Here is an 18,146-nt window from a genome sequence, read left to right as displayed (position 1 = left end):
GACAGGATTACGGTGTATGTACCTGACAACTGCCAGAAGATACCGCTCGTTTTCAATTGGGACGGCCTTATACCTGCTTTCAAAAACGTGGCCGGTCCGACCCCGCTCACGGTTGTAATACCGGCTGAAGCGGGTATTCAAACGGTGCATTACTTTGCTCAGGGGCTCTTTATTCGTACGGACGGCCAGGTGGAAATGATTGTTCATTATTACATAAGCGAAAATTTCCAGGCCGTCCACGTTAACGGCGTGCCGCAACTGCTCAAGCAGATACTCCTTGTGCTCCGGCATAATAAATATAAACTCCCTGTTGTTGCCCCGCTGGATTACGTGGTACATTGCGCCCTCAAACTCGATTCTTGGTCTCCTACCCAAAAAATTCACCCCCTGCCACCCATTGTAACAGGGGCCCCCCAACCCTTCAACTATAAGTTAATAAGTTAAGTGCCTGGCACCATCCAATTCTGGCACCATCTATCAAAAAGACCTTCGGGAGATTTTACATCTCCCGAAGGCCCTGCGGGATTACCCGTTTAGCTTTTCCAAAAGCCGCAGGATCATGGCACTGGCTTCCGCCCTCGTGACACTGCTGCCCGGCTTGAAGCTGCCATCCGGGTATCCCCCCACTATACCAGACGCGGCAGCGGTATTCACCGCGTTCTTCGCCCAGGCCGGGATCGCGGCTGCATCGGTAAATTTCGCCGCCTGACCGGTTACCGCGCCCTGCCCGGCCTCCAGCACCCGGCTCAAGATAGCCGCCAGTTCGACCCGGGTGACCGGATTACCGGCCTTAAAGACCACACCGCCCTGTACGGGATAGCCCTTCAAAAGGCCTTCCCTAGCCGCGGCGGCAACGGCCCCGCGCGCCCAGGCCGGGATGGCGTTTTTGTCTGTGTAGTTCAGGGCAGACTCTTCCACCGGCTGCAGCTTCAACGCCCGTGCCAGGATGGAGGCGATTTCCGCCCGGGTGATCTTGTTGTTGGGCCGGAAGGTGCCGTCCTCATAGCCGTTGATCACGCCCATGCCCGCCAGCCTGGCCACGGTGGCCTCCGCCCAGTGGCCGGCCATGTCCTTGAACCCGGCAGGTGCGGAAGGAACTTTCCCTTCCACCGGCTGCGTGCCGCCTGAAACCTCACCGGTACCGCTGCCGGAACCGGTGCCCGCCGCAGGCTCCGCCGCCGTCCGGAAATCAACGGTCACCTCCGCTTCATTCCCGGCCCGGTCCTTTACGGTCACCTGCAAAGTGTACCCGGTGTCGTAAGCAAGCGCTGCAGAAGGCTTCACTTTTAAAACCCTGCCGTCGACAGATGCACTTGCGGCTACAGCCTGCTTAGTGGCTTGATCAATGAATTCTGCCTGAACACTGTCAGCAGCCAAATCCTCATCAAAAGTTAAAGTGAACGTCTCATCAACGGCCACTCCGGCGGCCCCACTGCCCGGATTTGAACTGAGTAAGGCCGGGGCAATGGTATCGCTTGAGCTGCCACCACCGGAAGCACCGGACCCGCCGGTCCCGCTGGAGCCGCTGGTCCCTCCTGAGCTTCCCGGACTACCCGACCCGCTGCCGGCATTCAGATCGACCGTCAGATTCACCTGGCGGACATCGCCGCTGGTCCACGTAACTGCGGGGCTGGCCTGAGCCGTATATGCGGTGCCGTTGACGACCACCACAAAGTCCACCGGCCGCCCCTGATCATCAGCCGTACCGGCCACCACCAGTTTGGGGTCGAAACCTCCCGGGCCGCCGTACAGGCCGCGGGAAATATCAATTTGACCGTACTTCTTTCCGCCGATGTAAGCCTCCACCGTGCCCGACTCCACCGGCAGGCCGGCCGTATTATTCACGGAACCGTAGTAAGCCGCGGGAAGGGGCGGAATTTCCCCGGCGTTTTGGGCCGCCGCAACGCCGGCCGCGGCCAAGGCAAACAACAGGGCCAGCATCACCACCAATACCGTCTTACCGCGCACAAAATCCCCCCTTAAAATCTGTAAAAGTTGCATTCAGCTGCCGCCAAAATCTTATCACATTACGTGTTTAATTGCAATCACCAACTGCAATATATTTGCAAAAATTTCACGGAGACGCCCAGACTTGAGCGCCTCCGGCAAGAACGGTTTTATTCTATTTTTTCCAGCAGGCGCAGGATCATGGACGCGGCCTCAGCCCTGGTAACATTGTTCTGGGCACGGAAGGTGCCGTCCTGATAACCGCCCACCACCCCGGCTGCGGCTGCGGTGTTCACCGCGTCCTTCGCCCAGGCCGGGATTTCTGCCGCATCGGCAAACTGCACCGGCTGGCCAGTTATTTCACCCAGCCTGTCTTCAAGCACCCGGCTTAAGATGGCGGCCAGCTCGGCCCTGGTAATGGGATTGCTCGCCCTGAACTCCACGCCGCCCGGCACCGGGTAGCCCTTCACCAGGCCGTTCTCCACCGCGGCCGCCACCGCACCGCGGGCCCATTCAGGAATGGCGCTGCCGTCGGCAAAGGACAGGACGGCATCATCCGCAGGCTGCAGTTCCAGCGCCCGCGCCATGATCACGGCCATCTCCGCCCGGGTGATCTTGTTGCCGGGCCGGAATGTGCCGTCCTCATAGCCGTTAATCACGCCCATGCCGGCCAGCTTGACCACAGTGGCCTCCGCCCAGTGGCCGACCATGTCCTTGAACGTGACCACCGGGGTCGGCTGCGGCGGCTGCGGCTGCTCCTCCTGCCTGGCCACGGCAAAGACGGCAAACATGGTGAGGTGGTCCACCGTCACGGTCACCGTTCCCTTAGTGCTGTCCACGGTACCGTCAAGGCGAACCCATTGCGCCTTGTCTTCGTCATAGTAGAAGGCGACCGGTTCTTCATTACTACCCAGTTTGCCTTTGTCGTAATAAAGGACGATGGTTAACTGGCCATCCAGCGCACCGTTTTTCAAAGAAACGTCAACTACCCGGCTGATCAGGGACATTCCAGCACCCTGAGCCTTGCTGTCACTCAACAATTCGGCCACCAGAGAGGGATTGGTGCCGGTAACAGCGCCGGCAGGGATTTCCACCCGCACGCGGTCGGTAATCTCTGCCACTGTCTTTGAAGTGGCTGAAACGGCCTTTTCCACGCGGTTTACACTGGTGGAACCGCCGCCTCCGCCACCACCGCCGCCACCGCCACCGCCGGAAGCAGCCTGGGTGGTGAAGCTGAAAGCATACTCATTCGCCAGAGCGTTGCCCGCCATGTCCTTCACCGCACCGGCGGGGATAGCCACGGTGTACCTGGTGCTGTAGGCGAAGTAGGTGTTCGGCCTAATGGTAAGGACCTTGCCGCTGATGCTTTTGGTCACGGCGACGGTGTTACCGGCGGCATTCTTAACAGAGATGCTGTCGTAAGCACCCCCCGCCTGCACGTCCTCGTTGAAGGTGACGGTGATGGTCTTGTTCACAGGAACGTTTGTGGCATCATTGGCCGGGTCGGTGGAAGCCACCACCGGCGGGGTGGTGTCCTGCGACGGAGGCAGTGATACCACGGCTGCAGTCAAATCCACCCGGCGCACATCGCCCGGCTGCCAGGTCACCTCAGGATAGGGAGTGGCATCATAAGCTTTGCCGTCCACCACCACCTTAAAGGTGACGGGCAGGCCCTCATCGGTCTCTGTGCCGGTAACCACCAGCTTGGGATCAAACCCGCCGGAACCGCCGTAAAAGCCGTTAGCAAAATCAATTTCGCCGCACTTCTGCAGCCCGATGTACGCTTCCACCTTGCCGGCGGGCACGGGCCGGCCGGAAGCGTCAGTCACCGCACCGTAATAGGCAGCCGGCAACAGTGGAATGGAAATTGTCTGCTCGGCAGTGGAACCTCCGGCGGCCGCGGTCACCACCGCCTGGCCGGGTTCCACTCCCGACGGCATCACCAGTACGACCGAAAACCTGCCGTCCGGTCCGCTGGTGACCTGCTCCACGCCTATTATGTTGCCGTCTACGGTAGTTACCTTCAGAGTTACCGGCACCCCGGCCACACCGGTTCCGCCGGAGGAAACCGTGCCGGAAACCGTGAGGGCATCGGGACGGGGCACCCCCACCTGCACCGGATCAAGGGTCACGGTAAAGCCGGAAGCCAGGGCCATCCCGGCAAAAACGACGATGAAAACCAGGGAAGCGACTACAATAAACGGTAATTTTCGCCGCAAGATATTTTCCCCCTCTTTTGCAAAGTGCCCGGGGCGGACCGGCACGGGCCCGCTCCGGGCGAAACCACCATCGAAAGCAAGATTACTTTCTACTGGCTACCGCACTGCAAAGGAGATTTCCTGAGCTGCCGCTACGGGGTTCATGGTATCCCAGCCGTCCCAGACGTAAGCGCGGGCCGCGTAGGTACCGGGCTTTTCCGGCAGGGTGAAACCGGCCCCGAAGTTCACCGCCCGGCCAGCGTCCAGGGGGCCTTCCATGAATGCCAGGAGGGGTTTTCCGTCAGGATCGTCCAGGCGCACCACTATAAGGGCGTTGGGAACGTCCCGGGCCACCGTTACCGGCACCTGCACCCGGAACACGTCCCCGGTCTTCAGGTCGGTTGCCGGCTGGCTGCCGGCACTGCCCTTCAGCAGGTCCAGTTTCGGCACTTCCGCCGCCGCCACCGTCAGGGCCACCGCCCCGGAAACAGGCCGCTCATCTCCAACATTATACACGTTGATGGTGTACAGGCCCGCGGCCAGGTCGGCGGGAACAACGCAGGTCAGGGTATTTTCGTCAGCCACGCTGGCGGTGCATTCCCGGGCCACCTGGTTCTGAGCATCGAAGATCACCAGCTTCGCCCCGGCACGGAAGTTCTGGCCCGAAACGGTGATGGTTCCGCCGGGCAGAACCACCGCCGGTTCAACGCCGCTCACCTGGGCTGCCGGGCCGGCAGGGGCGGTGGTGAATTCCACCGGTTCCAGGTTCACCGGGTTGCCGGCTGCATCCTTCAGGCCGCTGACCGTGAGGGTGTAGGCCGTACCCGGCAGGAGGTCCACCTTCGGCTGGACGGTGAAGTTCATGGCGTCAGCAGAAAAGTATACCGCCCCGTCAACGCTGTTCGTGCCGTCGCTGAAGGTCGCCGTTACTGCGGCATCCGGGTCAAGCGCCAGGTCGGACTGCCACTCGAACACCGCATCCGCCGCCGTGTACGGGGCGGCGTTCAAATTCTCCGGCCGGACCAGAGTCAGCCGGGCGGCGGGGATGACCAGGTCGACCTGCACAGGTTCGCCGGTGGGATCAAAGGTCACCGCAACAGGCGCCCCGCTGGCATTGAAGGTTTCCGCTTCCACGCCGTTTACTTTGAAAATAACTTCCTTGCCAATATCACTGCTTGTGCCGTCTACCTGGTATTTCGGGTCAAACCCACCCGGCCCGCCGTACCACCCGTCTTCAACCTGCATGGAGGTGCCGCGGGGGGCGGTGTCGCCCTCCAGGTAAACTTCCACCGTTGCGCCATCGGCTGCAGGCTGTCCCCCGTGGCTGCCCACGAACACCTGGCCGTAATAAGCGGCGGGCATTGAGGGGATCGGTTCTACGGCGAAAGCCGCCGTAGAACCGATGGTAATCGATGCCAGCAGGAACAGCGCAGCCGCAACAGCCATTAACCTACGGATGCGCAACAATATTCACCTCGCACACATTACTGGGCCATCTCGGGCGCCATCAGGCCGGCCAGGGTGCCGGGCGCGGTCATGTACACCCAGTAGGCGTCGCCGGCTCCGATCTTAGGTTGAGTATCGTTATCAGCAGTTACGGCAGTCCAGCCGTCAACATTACCCATGCCAGGATTGACCACCACGGCGTACTTGCCCTTCACGCTGGCCAGGATGTCGGAAACCTCTTTACTCGTGTCATTTGTGCCCACGCCCACCAGGTTCCAGCCGGCGCTCAGGTCACGGGTGGGCGGCACGGCTTCCTCCACCCTGGCGGCACGCTTGAAAGTGTAATTGAGATTTACAGCCTGCCTGGTCTTCACAAAATAACCCTGCAGCGGATTGAGAGCTTGGGTCGTCACTTGGCTCCACCCGCCGTTGACATAGGTCCAGGCGATTTCGAAGTTACTGTCGTTAAAGCCCAGGGCCTGCAGGCCGCCGTCCCCTGCCAGCTTCAGCGGGGTGGACAGGACGTTCCAGCCCTTGTTCAGGCTGCGGGTCATATCAGCAGCATAGCTGATAGGAGCAGTTGGCTCACTGGTACCAATCCCGCTAACCTTGACGGTCAGGTTCTTCCCCGCGGCTTCGGCAGTTGTGTAGACGTAAATGCACATTTCCTGCTGGTCGGCGGGGAAGGTAAAGGTATCTCCGTTACCCTTGGAGCCGGCAGCCAGGTAATTGGTGTCTTTAACGGTGTCCCAGGTCGCCCAGGAGGCTGGGTTTGCTCCATCCAGCAGATTGACGGTCAGTGTGTAATTTTGATCAGCAACCTTATCAAGCAGCACCTTAATTTCCTGCACGTAACCGGCCACGCCATTGCTGGAAGCGGCCAGGGTAATTGTAGACGGGGGCGTGGGTGCCGCGCCGACAGAAATGTTAGCGGAAGCAACAGTCAGGCTCGCCGCCCGGGCTTCGACTTTTATTGTTTTGCCAGCCGCTGCGGCTAAGGGCTCCAGGTAAACAGTGTCGTTGTTGCTGCCGGCAGGGATGGTCACGCTTGTGATCTCACTGCCGCCGGTAGCGGCATTATAGAAGCGGCCGGCCATAGCCTTTGTCGTCGGGTCAAACGCGGCCAGATCCACGGCGACACCGTCAGTGGGAGCATTCACCGCATTACCGTACTGGTCCTGAAGCTGTACGGTCAGAGCCGTGCGACCGGTGAGGCTGATCGAGCTCGTTGGCGGGCTGACCCATACCAGCCTTGCGGCAGCGGCGGGATTGACAACCACGTTGAAAGTTGCGCTTTCACCACCAGCGCTGACCATCACGGTGTAAGTGCCAGCCTTTGTAGGTGTAAACTGTACGGTGGCGGCAAAGGTGCCGTCAGCCATGGTGGTAACGGAAGAGGGTGAAACGGTTAAGGTCACGTTGCTCTCCTGTGGGTCTTTTGCGCTAAAATTAACACCGATGCCAGAATAAGGCTGGCCCGCAACATCCTTCACCTCACCTTTGACCAGGACGCTCACCTGGCTTCCGGCCGTACCGGTGGGGTCGGTTGTGGGGCTGGTCAAAGTTACATTTCCCACAACGGGGTTGATGGTAATTTGTTGGGTTAAAGTTTTGTCGGGCTCAGGGCCTGTAAAGGTAAGGCTGACGCTGTAACTGCCCGCGGTCGTGGTGTTGGTTACGACAAGACCTTTGACGCTTACAGCGGTCACAATTCCACCTTGGGGCAGGCCGATACTGGCGGGAACGGTCAGGGTCGCCTTATAGGGGGAGTTTATAGAATCCACTACAGGGGCAACATAGGCGTAATACACTTCGCCATTCACCGTCACGCCCACTTCCACGGCGGGGCTGCTGCTAACCACAAATCCGCTTGGGAAAACAACGTCCAGACCTTTCCCCGCCACGTCACCGGCGGCTAGATTCAGGCCGCTGGCGGTGAAATTATAGTTCGATTCCGCTCCCGCATTGCTGGAAGCGGGACTTACGGTCAGGCTTTCCGCAGCCTCGGCCGCAAAGGGCACGCTGCCCAGCACCAGGCAGAAGGCCAGCATTACGGCCAGCAGTCCGGCCGCGGCACGGTATTTATTGCGGTACACGTTAAACATCAAACCTTCCAGCCTCCTTTGAAACTTTTTCCTGCAGTGTCCGTTTTTACCGGCGTACTCTGCATTTTTAATTCCTGCCGCCTTCCCTTAAAGAAGGCGCTCCTGCAGGCAGCCCACGTGTTACGCACAGCCGCTTCAAACCGCTAAAAGGCGGCCAACCCCCGGCATTCAAATCACCGGGCGAGATGGCCCTAATCACCGGGCTTCCCCGGGTCAGGTTCCTCCAATCGCGAACCGTGATTATCCCGGCCAAAAAAAAGCTCGTCCACGGTCACGCCGAAGAAGTCGGCCAGTTTCTTCTCCACCTCCTTGCGGGGGTGGCGGTGGCCGCCCTCAATCATGGCGTAGGAGCTCTGGCTGATGCCCACGGCTTCGGCTACCTGCCGCTGGCTGAGGCCCATCTTGAGCCTCAACTGGTACATCTTTTCATTTCTCACCCCGCTCACCCTTCGGCTGGTGTTGAAAGAACAAAACCTCCCCCCTTCCTGCCCGGCTGCAGCGCCGGCCGGCCCGTTTCAACCCCGCGGCACCGGCCGGCTGCCGTCACCCTCTGACTATTACTATAATCACATTTCGCGATTGATGTCAAGGGTCCACCGGTTAAAATTTGCGCCGAACGTAAATAATTAGTAGAAGGTTTTTACTTCTCATCACATTATGCGTTTGAACGGAAAATCCGTTTTTTATTTTCTTTCCCAACTTCACAAAACGTGTTAAATTACGATCGGGGTGAATCAAGATGCCTTCCCTCGGCGAAAGGCTGGCCTATCTGCGCAATCAAAGGGGATTGTCCCAGGCGGAACTGGCCCGCCTGTTACATATGGGGCAGAGCACCATTGCCATGTACGAGAAAAACAGGCGCTCGCCGGACAACCAGTCTCTCAAACGGCTGGCCGATTTCTTCGGCGTTTCGACGGATTACCTGCTGGGGCGCACCGACCGGCCTTACGGAACCGGCGGAGAGGGTGCACCCGGGAATGCACCCCATGACGCGAAGCTGTATGCAGTTGCGGCCGACCCCCTGTTTGCCGGCCTGCTCAGGCAGGTGCCGGAGCTGACGGAGGAAGAAAAACAGTCCCTGGCCGAGCACTGGGAGTGGGCCCTGCGCTTTATAAAGAAGGAGAGGGAGCGGCGCAGGAAAAGGGAGGAAGGGAACCGGAAAGGATGACAGGGCGAGGACAGCGCCTCATCCAACGAGGAGTAATGATTTTTTTATCTTCCCCAACTTTTCAACAAAATCCGACTTAACCGTGGTTTATAATAAAATAAAATGAGAAATAGTTCAAGGATACGCTGGTATCCTTGAGAATGTTTCTGCCGAGCGGAGGGGTAGCCTTGAGTTCAGCCGTCCGGCTGGCCCTGGCCCTGATCAAGAAGTACCGTCTCGAGGGGCCACCGGGTGTTTACCAGCTGTACAGGATAGCCAGGAGCGAAGGGATCATCCTGACCCGCTTCCCGTTCAAAGGCCGGGTCAGGGCAAGATACGTGCGCACGGGGGACGGCATCGCGCTGCTCACGGTGAAAAAGAGGCTTTCCAGGCCGGAACTGAAGCACATGCTGGCCTACGGGCTGGGCCAGCACTGCCTTAATGTCACCAGCGGCATATACGTGGACGGGTTGACCGGGAGAGGGGAAGAAGAAAACGCCGCCGAAGATTTTGCCGCCCTCCTCCTGCTGCCCCCGGGAACGGGCAGTGCAGGGACGGAATTCCAGAAGATTCATGAAGTGGCGGATGCCTTTCACATACCCGCACCCCTGGTGCGCCGCCGGTTCAACCTGGAAGAGCGGCTGGCAGAGCACGAGCATGTGGTTCAGGAGTACGCCCCCTTCCCGGCAGGCGCCCGGCCGGCCGCCGGGAGACTTCAGGCATGATCATCCGGAAATTCTGCCGGAATCATCCTCCCCCAGCAGGGCCGCCGCCCGGGAGGCCCACACCGCGCCCAGCTCCACCTCCAGAAGCACCCCCGCGGGGGTGTCTTCCCGCCGCAGGACCTCCCCCTTTTCGTAGAGCAGGTTGAGCACGTCTCCCCGCCGGTAGGGCACCAGGAACTCCCGCCGCACCCTCTGCTCCCTCAACATCTCCATCATCAGCCGGCGCAGCTCATCCAGGCCCCGGCCGGTGAGGGCGGAAACCGCCACCGCCGGCCTGCCCGCCGGGAGCAGCCAGGTTTCTTCAGCAGTTAAGCGGTCAATTTTATTGTAAACCAGGATGGTGGGCTTTTCCCCCGCCCCCAGCGAGGCCAGCACCTTTTCCACGGCCTTCACCTGGTCCGGGTAATCGGGGCTGCTCACGTCCACCACGTGCAGGAGCAGGTCCGCTTCCACCACCTCCTCCAGGGTGGCCCGGAAGGCGGCCACCAGGTGGTGGGGCAGGCGGCGGATGAAGCCCACCGTATCGGTGAGCAGCACCATTTCGTTGTTGGGCAGCACCAGGCGCCGGGTGGTGGGGTCGAGGGTGGCAAACAGCCTGTCCTCCGCCGGGACACCCGCCCCGGTGAGGGCATTGAGGAGGGTGGACTTGCCGGCGTTGGTGTACCCCACCAGGCTGACCAGGGTCAGGGGCACGCCCTGCCGCCTGGTGCGCAGCAGGGCCCGGTGCCGCCGCACCTCTTCCAGCTCCCGGCGCAGGTCGGTGATGCGCCTTTTGATGCGCCGCCGGTCGGTTTCCAGCTTCGTCTCGCCGGGGCCCCGGGTGCCGATACCGCCCCCCAGCCGGGAGAGTTCCGTTCCCATGCCCGTCAGCCGGGGGTAGAGGTATTCCAGCTGGGCCAGCTCCACCTGCAGCTTACCCTCCCGGGTGCGGGCCCGCCGGGCAAAGATGTCCAGGATGAGCTGGGTGCGGTCGATAACCCGCACCCCCAGTTCCTCCTCCAGGTTGCGCACCTGGGCGGGGGAAAGCTCATGGTCGCAGATGACCAGGTCAACCCCCAGCTCCCGGCAGGCGGGGGCTATTTCACCGCGCACCTTGCCCCGCCCCAGAAAGGTGGCCGGGTCCGGCCGGCGGGCCCGCTGCACCACCCTGCCCACCACCTGCGCCCCGGCCGTGTCCGCCAGCCGGGCCAGCTCCTCCAGGGATTCCTCGACTTCACGCTCGTCTTCATGGGGCAGTTGCAGGGTTACAAGTAATACTTTTTCGTAATCAGGTAGTTTTTGCATTTCACACCACTACCTTCACTTCCGCCCCGCAGTAACGGCAGCGGTTCCCTTCCAGTCCACGCACCTGCACCCTGTAGCCGGTGCGGCGGATGAGGGTTTCGCCGCAGGACGGGCAGAGGGTGTCGCTGCCGCCCAGCTCCGGTGCGTTGCCGATGTAGACGTGGCGGAGCTTTTCCAGGGCTATCTCCCGGGCTCTCTGCAGGGTCTCCAGGGGGGTGGGCGGCAGGTCGAACTCGAAATTGGGAAAATAGCGGGAAAAGTGCAGGGGTATCTCCGGGTCGAGCCCGGCCACCCAGTCCACCAGGCGGCGGATCTCCTCTTCCGAGTCGTTTAAGCCGGGGACCAGGAGAGTGGTCAGCTCCACGTGGCAGTGCCGGTGGGCAATCTCCACCGTGCGCACCACGGGCTCCAGGCGGCCGGCACACGTCCCGCGATAATATTCATCAGTAAACCCCTTCACGTCTATATTCATAGCGTCGATGAAGGGCAGGATCTGCCGCAGGGGCTCCTCGCTGACGTAGCCGTTGGTGACCAGCACGTTCTTCAAACCCTCCCGGCGGGCCAGGCGGGCGGTGTCGTAAACGTACTCGTACCAGATAAATGGCTCGTTATAGGTGTAGGCCAGGCCCACGTTGGGGTAGCCCCGGTCGACCTGCTCCCTGGCCGCCGCCACGGCCCGGGCCGGGCTCAAGTAGACCGTCCGGGGGTCGGCGTGGGCAATCTGCCAGTTCTGGCAGAAGCCGCAGCGCAGGTTGCAGCCCACGCTGCCCAGGGAAAGAATATCGCTGCCCGGGTAGAAGTGGTAAAGGGGCTTTTTTTCAATCGGGTCCAGGGCGTAAGAGGAAACCCGGCCGTAATTGAGGGTATACAGGATGCCCTGCTGGTTTTTGCGCACCCGGCAAAAGCCGGTATGGCCGTCCCTGATGCTGCAGAGCCTGGGGCAGAGGCGGCAAAAAGTGCGGCCGCCGTCCCCTTTTTCGTAAAAAAGCGCCTCCTGCACGCATAATCCCCCCTTACCCCACCTTCAGTGATACCTCTTCACTTCAAAACGCATGAGCTGAACCGGCTCGTGGGGGCCGATGCCCGCCTTCTGCCGGGCAATGGCCACCTGCTGCTCGGCCGTGTCCACCCCTTCCAGATCGGGCAGGAGCAGCCCCTGCCGGCCGCCCGACCGGACGATAACGCCGTACTTTTTGGGGTCCAGTTCGGCCATGCTTTCCACCGGCTCCGGCTCCTGGAGCACGTCCACGGAAATCTCCAGCTCCGGCAGCTCGTCCTCCGTCACCGGGTAAAACCGGGGGTCGCGGACGGCAGCGCTGATGGCGTTCATGGCCACCTCTTCCACGATGTGCTTGTACTGGGGCGTGACGGTACCGATACACCCCCGCAATTGCCCGTGCTTGTGCAGGGAGACAAAGGCCCCGGCCCGGCGGGCAAACTCGGGCGGGATGTCCGCATCGTCGTAGAGCCGGGAGCGCCCGGCAAAGTAGTTTTCCAGGGAGCGCCGGGCCACCCGCACGAGATAGCTCTCATTCTGCAGGCGCTCTTCCCGGGCCTTTTCCTCCGCCGCGGCCAGCTTCTCCCACACCCGCCTCCCGGGGTCCGGGCCGCCGGGGGCGAGGGAGGCCACCATGTACCCCACGCCGAAGGGCCCCTCGTAGGAGAGAACTTCCCCCTTCAGGGCCAGGCCGTCGAAAGCGCCGAAGGCCATGATAATGGGCCGCAGGCCGCATTCCCCGGCCCGCTCCACCAGCCCGGCATCCAGGTTCATAATTCCCTCGATGTCGGCGGCCGCCACCAGGCGGGCCATCTCCCGGTCAAATTCCTGGCCCCGGGGGTCGTAGCCGGCCGGCGCGTCCGGGGTCAGGCGGTGGGACAGGTCGCCGCTGGCCAGGACGGCCACCTTTTTCCCCAGCTTCTCCGCCGCCCCGGCCACGGCCATGCCGAAGGCGTAGAGCTGGCGGTAGGGCAGGAGCCCCATGGCCACAGGCACCAGGGGCAGGTCCACCCCCGCCTCCCGCAGGAAGTAAAGGGGCACCATGGTCCCGTGGTCCAGTTCCAGGTCCAGGCCGTAGCGCCGGGCCGTTTTCTCCTCCACCCGCAGCACGGTTATGCCCCGCTCCCCGGCCCGGACCGCTATTTCCTCCACCAGGGCGGGGTCGTTTTTTACCTCGAAACTCACCCCCCGGGCACCGAACCGCCTCAGGTCCCCCCGCAGTTCCTGAACCGCCATGATGGCAATGCCGTCCCGGAAGACCGGGCCGTGGGGAGAGATTATCACCAGCGTCTGGGCCCCGCTCTCCTTCACCCGGCGGCCCAGTTCCAGCATGGCCCGCCGGGAAGCAATCACCCTGTCCGCCTCCGCCCCGCCCACCTCGGGGATCATCACCGGGGGGTGGGGGCAAATACCGCCGACCATCACGGCCATTTCCCAAACACCTCGCTTCGCGGAATTTACAGCTGCCCCAAAGCGACCCTTCTTCCCGATCCTTATCCTTAAAAGTATATCCTTCCTTTTACTTATTCCCCGGGAGAAGGCCTCCCTTAAAAAGATTTTACCTTAAATATATAATAAAATACCGCCACTACCGCAACGGGACCGCGGCCCCCTGCGCTTTCTGGCTCAGGCCGTGCTCACGCAATCACAGGGTCACCCGCCCGGCAGCGCCCATATAGATGAAAGACCCCCCCAGAAAGATCAGGAAAGCCCCGCAGCAAACCAGGATGCCCCGGTAAACGGCCGGGGTCAAAAAGCGCCGGCCGCCGGCCACCGCCCCCGCCACCAGGCTGTACCAGGCCAGATCCGACAAAATATGGCCGCCGAAAAAGCTCACCAGCCCGGCAGTCCCCTGTTTCAAGGAGAGAACTATGTAACCCAGGCCCACCGTGGCCCACCAGAGCGTCCAGTAAGGGTTGGACAGGCTGACCAGCACCCCCGCCAGCACGGGGTGCATCCTCCCGGCGGGCAGGGGGCCGGCCTTTGCGGAGCCGGATCCGGGAGAACGGGCACCAGAATTGCCCGGGTGGAAAGGGGGCCGGGGAGAGCAGGCGCTCCCTCCTGCAGGGGAGCCGGGCGCACCGGCCCCGGAAACCCGCCCGCCTGCGCCGGACCCCCCCGCCCGTGAACCGCATCCCGGCACCTCCGGGCCCGCCCGTTCAACGCCCAGCTCCACCCGGCCCAGCCAGGCATCCCGGGCCATGCCCCACCCCAGGTAGATCAGGAATATCCCCCCCACCACGGCGATGCCCCTGGCCACCGGGGGAGCGGTGATCAGGGAAGCCAGGCCCAGGGACAGGGCTACCACCAGGACCCCCTCCAGCAGGGCGTGGCCCAGCACCACCAGGGGGCCGGCGGCAAAGCCCCGCCGGGCGCTCTCCCCGATGGTCACCGTAAGCAGGGGCCCGGGCATCATGGCCCCGGAAAGCCCCACCACGAAAGCCGTCGAAAAAATGGCCACCAGTTCCAATGCCATCCCTCCCGGGCAGAACTTCTCCCCCGCCGGCGGGAAGTCCTGCCCGGTGGAAAAATTATTTTAACCGCAAAAAATTTTTTACTTTACCCCTTGACCGGTAAGAAAAAATGGAATATTCTTTAATTGACTGAATGTTCATTCATTCCTAAAAAGGAGGAAAGGTTATGCGGCGCAGGATCAAGAAAGCGGCCGTGCTGGGTGCCGGCGTAATGGGCGCGGCCATAGCCGGGCACCTGGCCAACGCGGGCATCCCCACCTACCTGCTCGACATCGTACCCCGGGAACTCACCCCCGAGGAGGCCAAACAGGGCCTGACCCTGGAGCACCCCCGGGTGCGCAACCGCCTGGCCACAAAGGCCATTGAACAGCTCCTCAAGGCCAGACCGGCCCCCCTCTACCTGCCGGAAAACGCGGAGCTGATCACCCCGGGCAACCTGGAGGACCACCTGGACAGGCTGGCAGAGGTGGACTGGATCATCGAGGCGGTGGTGGAGCGGCTGGACATCAAGCAGGACCTCCTGGCCCGGGTGGAGAAATACCGCCGGCCGGGAACCATCGTCAGCTCCAACACTTCCGGCCTTTCCATCAACAAAATGGTGGAGGGCCGCGAACTGGAATTCAGGCAGCATTTCCTGGGCACCCACTTCTTCAACCCCCCCCGCTACATGCGCCTGTTAGAGATCATCCCGGGCCGGGACACCCTGCCGGAAGTGGTAGCTTTCATGAAGGACTTCGGCGAGCGGGTGCTGGGCAAGGGCGTGGTCATCTGCAAGGATACCCCCAACTTCATTGCCAACCGCATAGGCGTCTACGGCATGTGCGCCACCATCCGGGCCATGCTGGACACCGGCCTTACGGTGGAGGAGGTGGACGCCCTCACCGGCCGGGCCATGCTGCGGCCGAAAAGCGCTTCCTTCCGCACCCTGGACATGGTGGGGCTGGACGTGCTGGCCCACGTGGCTCAGAACATGTACGCATCCGTGGACGACCCGGCAGAAAAGGAATGCTTCGCCCTCCCGGATTTCCTGAAGGAAATGATTGCCAGGGGCTGGCTGGGAGATAAAGCCGGCCAGGGATTTTACAGGAAGGTGAAGGGTCCCGCCGGAACCGAAATTCAGGTCCTGGACTACAAAACCCTGGAGTACCGCCCCCGGCAGAAGGTGCAGTTCCCCTCCCTGGAGATGGCCAAAGCCGCCGGCAGCCCCGGTGAGCAGTTCCGGGCACTGCTTTTCGGCAAGGACAAGGGGGCGCAGTTTGCCTGGCGCATTACCAGCGAGGTGCTGGTTTACGCGGCTGAAAAGCTGCCCGAAATTGCCGGCGACATCCAGTCCGTGGACGAGGCCATGAAGTGGGGCTTCAACTGGGACCTGGGCCCCTTCGAGCTGTGGGACGCCATCGGCGTGCCGCGCATGGCGGAAAGGCTGCGCGCCGGGGGGAAAGCCCTGCCGCCCGTGGTGGAAGAACTGCTGGCCTCCGGCCGGACCTCCTTCTACGAGAAAAGGGAAGGCAAGCGCTACATCTTCGACTGGCAGACCAGGGAAAGCCGGCAGGAGCAGATCCCGGAAGGGGTCATCTTCCTCGCCCCCTTGAAGGAGCAGAACCGGGTAATTAAATCCAACCCCGGGGCCAGCCTGATCGACATCGGCGACGGCGTGCTCTGCCTGGAGTTCCACTCCCGGGCCAACGCCATCGGGGCCGATATCGTGCAGATGATTGATTATGCCGTAAAGGAAGTGGAGCAGAACTACGAGGGACTGGTCATCGGCAACTACGGGCGCCACTTCTCCGTGGGGGCCAACCTGATGCTCATCCTGATGGAAGCGGAAGACGAGGAATGGGACGAGCTGGACCTGATGATCCGGGAGTTCCAGCGGGCCAATATGAAGCTGAAGTTCTGCTCCCGTCCGGTGGTGGCCGCGCCCCACGGTATGGCGGTGGGCGGCGGCTGCGAAGTCTGCCTGCACAGCCACCGGGTCAACGCCCACGCGGAAACCTACATGGGCCTGGTGGAGGTGGGAGTGGGCCTCCTGCCGGCCGGCGGCGGCTGCAAGGAAATGGTCCTGCGGGCCATGGAACTGCAGACCCCCGAGACCAGGATCAAGGTGGGAGGCGTCAACACGGTCCAGCCCCTGATCAACCGGGCTTTTGAAACCATCGCCATGGCCCGGGTGTCCACCAGCGGGCCGGAGGCCATCAAACTGGGCTACATGCGGCCCACCGACCGCATCACCGCCAACCGGGACCGGGTCATCGGCGAGGCCAAAGAACTGGTGCTGGAAATGGCCCGCCGGGAATTCCGCCCGCCCCGCCCGGCCACCATCCCGGCTGCGGGCACCTCCGGCTACGCCGCCCTGCAGCTGGCCGTGGAAACCATGCGCTGGGCCAATCAGATCACCGAGCACGACGCCAGGATCGCCAGGAAGATTGCCTACGTCCTCACCGGCGGCGGCGTAACCCCCGGCACCCCGATCACCGAACAGGATCTCCTGGACCTGGAAAGGGAAGCCTTCCTGAGCCTCCTGGGCGAACCCAAAACCATCGAGCGGATCCGCCATATGCTGGCCACCAACAAGCCGCTGCGGAACTAAACAGGACGGCTGCAGGCCGGTAGAGAACACGCATTAAGAATGGAGGGATCTCGGAAATGCAGGAAGCCGTAATTGTCAGCGCCGTGCGCACGGCGGTGGGCAAGGCCCCCCGGGGCAAGCTGAGGAAGACCCGCCCCGAGGATATGGCCGTAGCGGTGCTCAAAGAAGCCCTGGCCCGGGTGCCCGGGCTGGACCCCGCGGAAATTGACGACGTGATTTTCGGCTGCGCCTTTCCCGAAGCCGAGCAGGGCATGAACATAACCCGCAATGTCATCCTGAAGGCCGGGCTGCCCAACAGCGTCCCGGGGGTGACCGTAAACCGCTACTGCTCCTCCGGGCTGGAAGCCATCGCCATCGCCGCCACCCGGATCATGGCCGGCTTCGCCGAAGTTTACGTGGCCGGGGGCGTGGAGAGCATGAGCCTGGTGCCCATGGGCGGCAATAAAACCATGCCCGACCCGGGCCTCATGGAGATGATACCCGAGGCCTACATGGGCATGGGCTACACCGCGGAAAACGTGGCCGAGCGCTTCAACATCAGCCGGGAAGACCAGGATGCCTTTGCCCTGGCCAGCCACCAGAAGGCCCTCGCCGCCATCAAAGAGGGGCGGTTCAAAGATGAAATCGTCCCCCTGACGGTCACCGAAAGGATCCGCCAGGACGGGAAGCTGGTGGAGCGCAGCTTTATCTTCGATACCGACGAGGGAGTCCGGCCCGACACCAGCCTGGAAGCCCTGGCCCGCCTGAAGCCCGCTTTCAAGATAGGGGGAACGGTTACGGCGGGCAACTCCTCCCAGACCAGCGACGGGGCAGCCTGTGTAGTGGTGATGAGCGGGCGCAAGGCCGCTTCCCTGGGGTTAAAGCCCCTGGCCGTCTTCCGCTCCTACGCCGTGGGCGGCTGCCCGCCGGAAATCATGGGTATCGGCCCTACCGTGGCCATCCCCAAGGCGCTCAAGCTGGCCGGGCTGACCAAAGACCAGATCGACCTCTTCGAGCTGAACGAGGCCTTTGCCTCCCAGGCCCTGGCCTGCATCAGAATACTGGAACTGGATCCGTCCAGGATCAACGTCAACGGCGGGGCCATCGCCCTGGGCCACCCCCTGGGCTGCACCGGGGCCAAGCTGACCGCCACCCTCCTCTACGAGATGCAGCGCCGGCAGGCCCGTTACGGCGTGGTGAGCATGTGCATCGGTGGAGGTATGGGCGCAGCGGGAGTATTTGAAAGGGTATAAC

The 18,146-nt window shown here is 62.3% G+C and carries 14 protein-coding genes; 4 read left to right on the top strand and 10 right to left on the bottom strand.

Going from position 1 to position 18,146, the window contains the following annotated elements:
- From BR83_RS0108930 to BR83_RS0108905, 6 genes are all read right to left on the bottom strand, one after another.
- Positions 1 to 375: transposase (locus BR83_RS0108930; protein ID WP_034634970.1), on the bottom strand; the 375-nt coding region annotated here is incomplete at its 3' end.
- 150 nt (positions 376 to 525) lie between these two features.
- A complete protein-coding gene (locus tag BR83_RS0108925) occupies positions 526 to 1,968 on the bottom strand; it encodes an S-layer homology domain-containing protein (RefSeq protein WP_157832990.1) in 1,443 nt (480 codons plus the stop codon).
- A 149-nt stretch (positions 1,969 to 2,117) separates the two neighbouring features.
- Complete coding sequence (locus BR83_RS0108920) at positions 2,118 to 4,166, bottom strand: S-layer homology domain-containing protein (RefSeq protein ID WP_027356793.1); 2,049 nt, start codon at positions 4,164 to 4,166, stop codon at positions 2,118 to 2,120.
- A 96-nt stretch (positions 4,167 to 4,262) separates the two neighbouring features.
- Positions 4,263 to 5,609 (bottom strand): Ig-like domain-containing protein, encoded by a 1,347-nt coding sequence (locus BR83_RS0108915; protein WP_027356792.1) that lies wholly within the window; start codon positions 5,607 to 5,609, stop codon positions 4,263 to 4,265.
- 20 nt (positions 5,610 to 5,629) lie between these two features.
- Positions 5,630 to 7,699 (bottom strand): Ig-like domain-containing protein, encoded by a 2,070-nt coding sequence (locus BR83_RS0108910; protein ID WP_027356791.1) that lies wholly within the window; start codon positions 7,697 to 7,699, stop codon positions 5,630 to 5,632.
- 188 nt (positions 7,700 to 7,887) lie between these two features.
- A complete protein-coding gene (locus BR83_RS0108905) occupies positions 7,888 to 8,133 on the bottom strand; it encodes a helix-turn-helix domain-containing protein (protein ID WP_242839654.1) in 246 nt (81 codons plus the stop codon).
- 302 nt (positions 8,134 to 8,435) lie between these two features.
- Between BR83_RS0108905 and BR83_RS16415 the strand changes: the two genes are divergently transcribed.
- On the top strand, positions 8,436 to 8,864 hold the full coding sequence (locus BR83_RS16415; protein WP_051618070.1) for a helix-turn-helix domain-containing protein: 429 nt from the start codon (positions 8,436 to 8,438) through the stop codon (positions 8,862 to 8,864).
- A gap of 167 nt (positions 8,865 to 9,031) precedes the next feature.
- Positions 9,032 to 9,568: a hypothetical protein gene (locus BR83_RS0108895; protein ID WP_027356789.1), complete on the top strand. Its 537-nt coding sequence runs from the start codon at positions 9,032 to 9,034 to the stop codon at positions 9,566 to 9,568.
- On the opposite strand, the gene hflX is transcribed toward BR83_RS0108895, so the two are convergent.
- The 4 genes from hflX to BR83_RS0108875 form a co-directional block, all read right to left on the bottom strand.
- A complete protein-coding gene (gene hflX, locus BR83_RS0108890; RefSeq protein WP_027356788.1) occupies positions 9,569 to 10,852 on the bottom strand; it encodes a GTPase HflX in 1,284 nt (427 codons plus the stop codon).
- Between the two features lies 1 nt (position 10,853).
- On the bottom strand, positions 10,854 to 11,852 hold the full coding sequence (gene amrS / locus BR83_RS0108885) for an AmmeMemoRadiSam system radical SAM enzyme (RefSeq protein WP_027356787.1): 999 nt from the start codon (positions 11,850 to 11,852) through the stop codon (positions 10,854 to 10,856).
- Between the two features lie 24 nt (positions 11,853 to 11,876).
- Positions 11,877 to 13,280 carry an AmmeMemoRadiSam system protein A gene (gene amrA, locus BR83_RS0108880; RefSeq protein WP_027356786.1) on the bottom strand — a complete coding sequence of 468 codons (1,404 nt, stop codon included), beginning with the start codon at positions 13,278 to 13,280 and terminating at the stop codon, positions 11,877 to 11,879.
- A gap of 214 nt (positions 13,281 to 13,494) precedes the next feature.
- Entirely contained in the window at positions 13,495 to 14,325 is an 831-nt protein-coding gene (locus BR83_RS0108875) for a LysE family transporter (protein WP_084327140.1), read from the bottom strand.
- Between the two features lie 164 nt (positions 14,326 to 14,489).
- Between BR83_RS0108875 and BR83_RS0108865 the strand changes: the two genes are divergently transcribed.
- Together BR83_RS0108865 and BR83_RS0108860 are read left to right on the top strand one after the other, a co-directional pair.
- Positions 14,490 to 16,913 carry a 3-hydroxyacyl-CoA dehydrogenase/enoyl-CoA hydratase family protein gene (locus BR83_RS0108865; protein WP_027356784.1) on the top strand — a complete coding sequence of 808 codons (2,424 nt, stop codon included), beginning with the start codon at positions 14,490 to 14,492 and terminating at the stop codon, positions 16,911 to 16,913.
- A 56-nt stretch (positions 16,914 to 16,969) separates the two neighbouring features.
- A complete protein-coding gene (locus BR83_RS0108860) occupies positions 16,970 to 18,145 on the top strand; it encodes an acetyl-CoA C-acyltransferase (protein ID WP_027356783.1) in 1,176 nt (391 codons plus the stop codon).
- Position 18,146: the final 1 nt, after the last annotated feature.

Origin of the sequence: Desulfofundulus thermocisternus DSM 10259 (assembly GCF_000686645.1) — a bacterium.
GTDB lineage: Bacteria > Bacillota > Desulfotomaculia > Desulfotomaculales > Desulfovirgulaceae > Desulfofundulus > Desulfofundulus australicus.
Note: the sequence above shows the minus strand (reverse complement) of the source record. Positions and strands in the feature narration are given on the sequence as shown.

Coding starts and splice junctions, on each gene's coding strand:
- BR83_RS0108865 (WP_027356784.1), top strand. CDS start 14,490: ATGCGGCGCAGGATCAAGAAAGCGGCCGTGCTGGGTGCCGGCGTAATG.
- BR83_RS0108875 (WP_084327140.1), bottom strand. CDS start 14,325: ATGGCATTGGAACTGGTGGCCATTTTTTCGACGGCTTTCGTGGTGGGG.
- BR83_RS16415 (WP_051618070.1), top strand. CDS start 8,436: ATGCCTTCCCTCGGCGAAAGGCTGGCCTATCTGCGCAATCAAAGGGGA.
- hflX (WP_027356788.1), bottom strand. CDS start 10,852: ATGCAAAAACTACCTGATTACGAAAAAGTATTACTTGTAACCCTGCAA.
- amrA (WP_027356786.1), bottom strand. CDS start 13,280: ATGGCCGTGATGGTCGGCGGTATTTGCCCCCACCCCCCGGTGATGATC.
- BR83_RS0108860 (WP_027356783.1), top strand. CDS start 16,970: ATGCAGGAAGCCGTAATTGTCAGCGCCGTGCGCACGGCGGTGGGCAAG.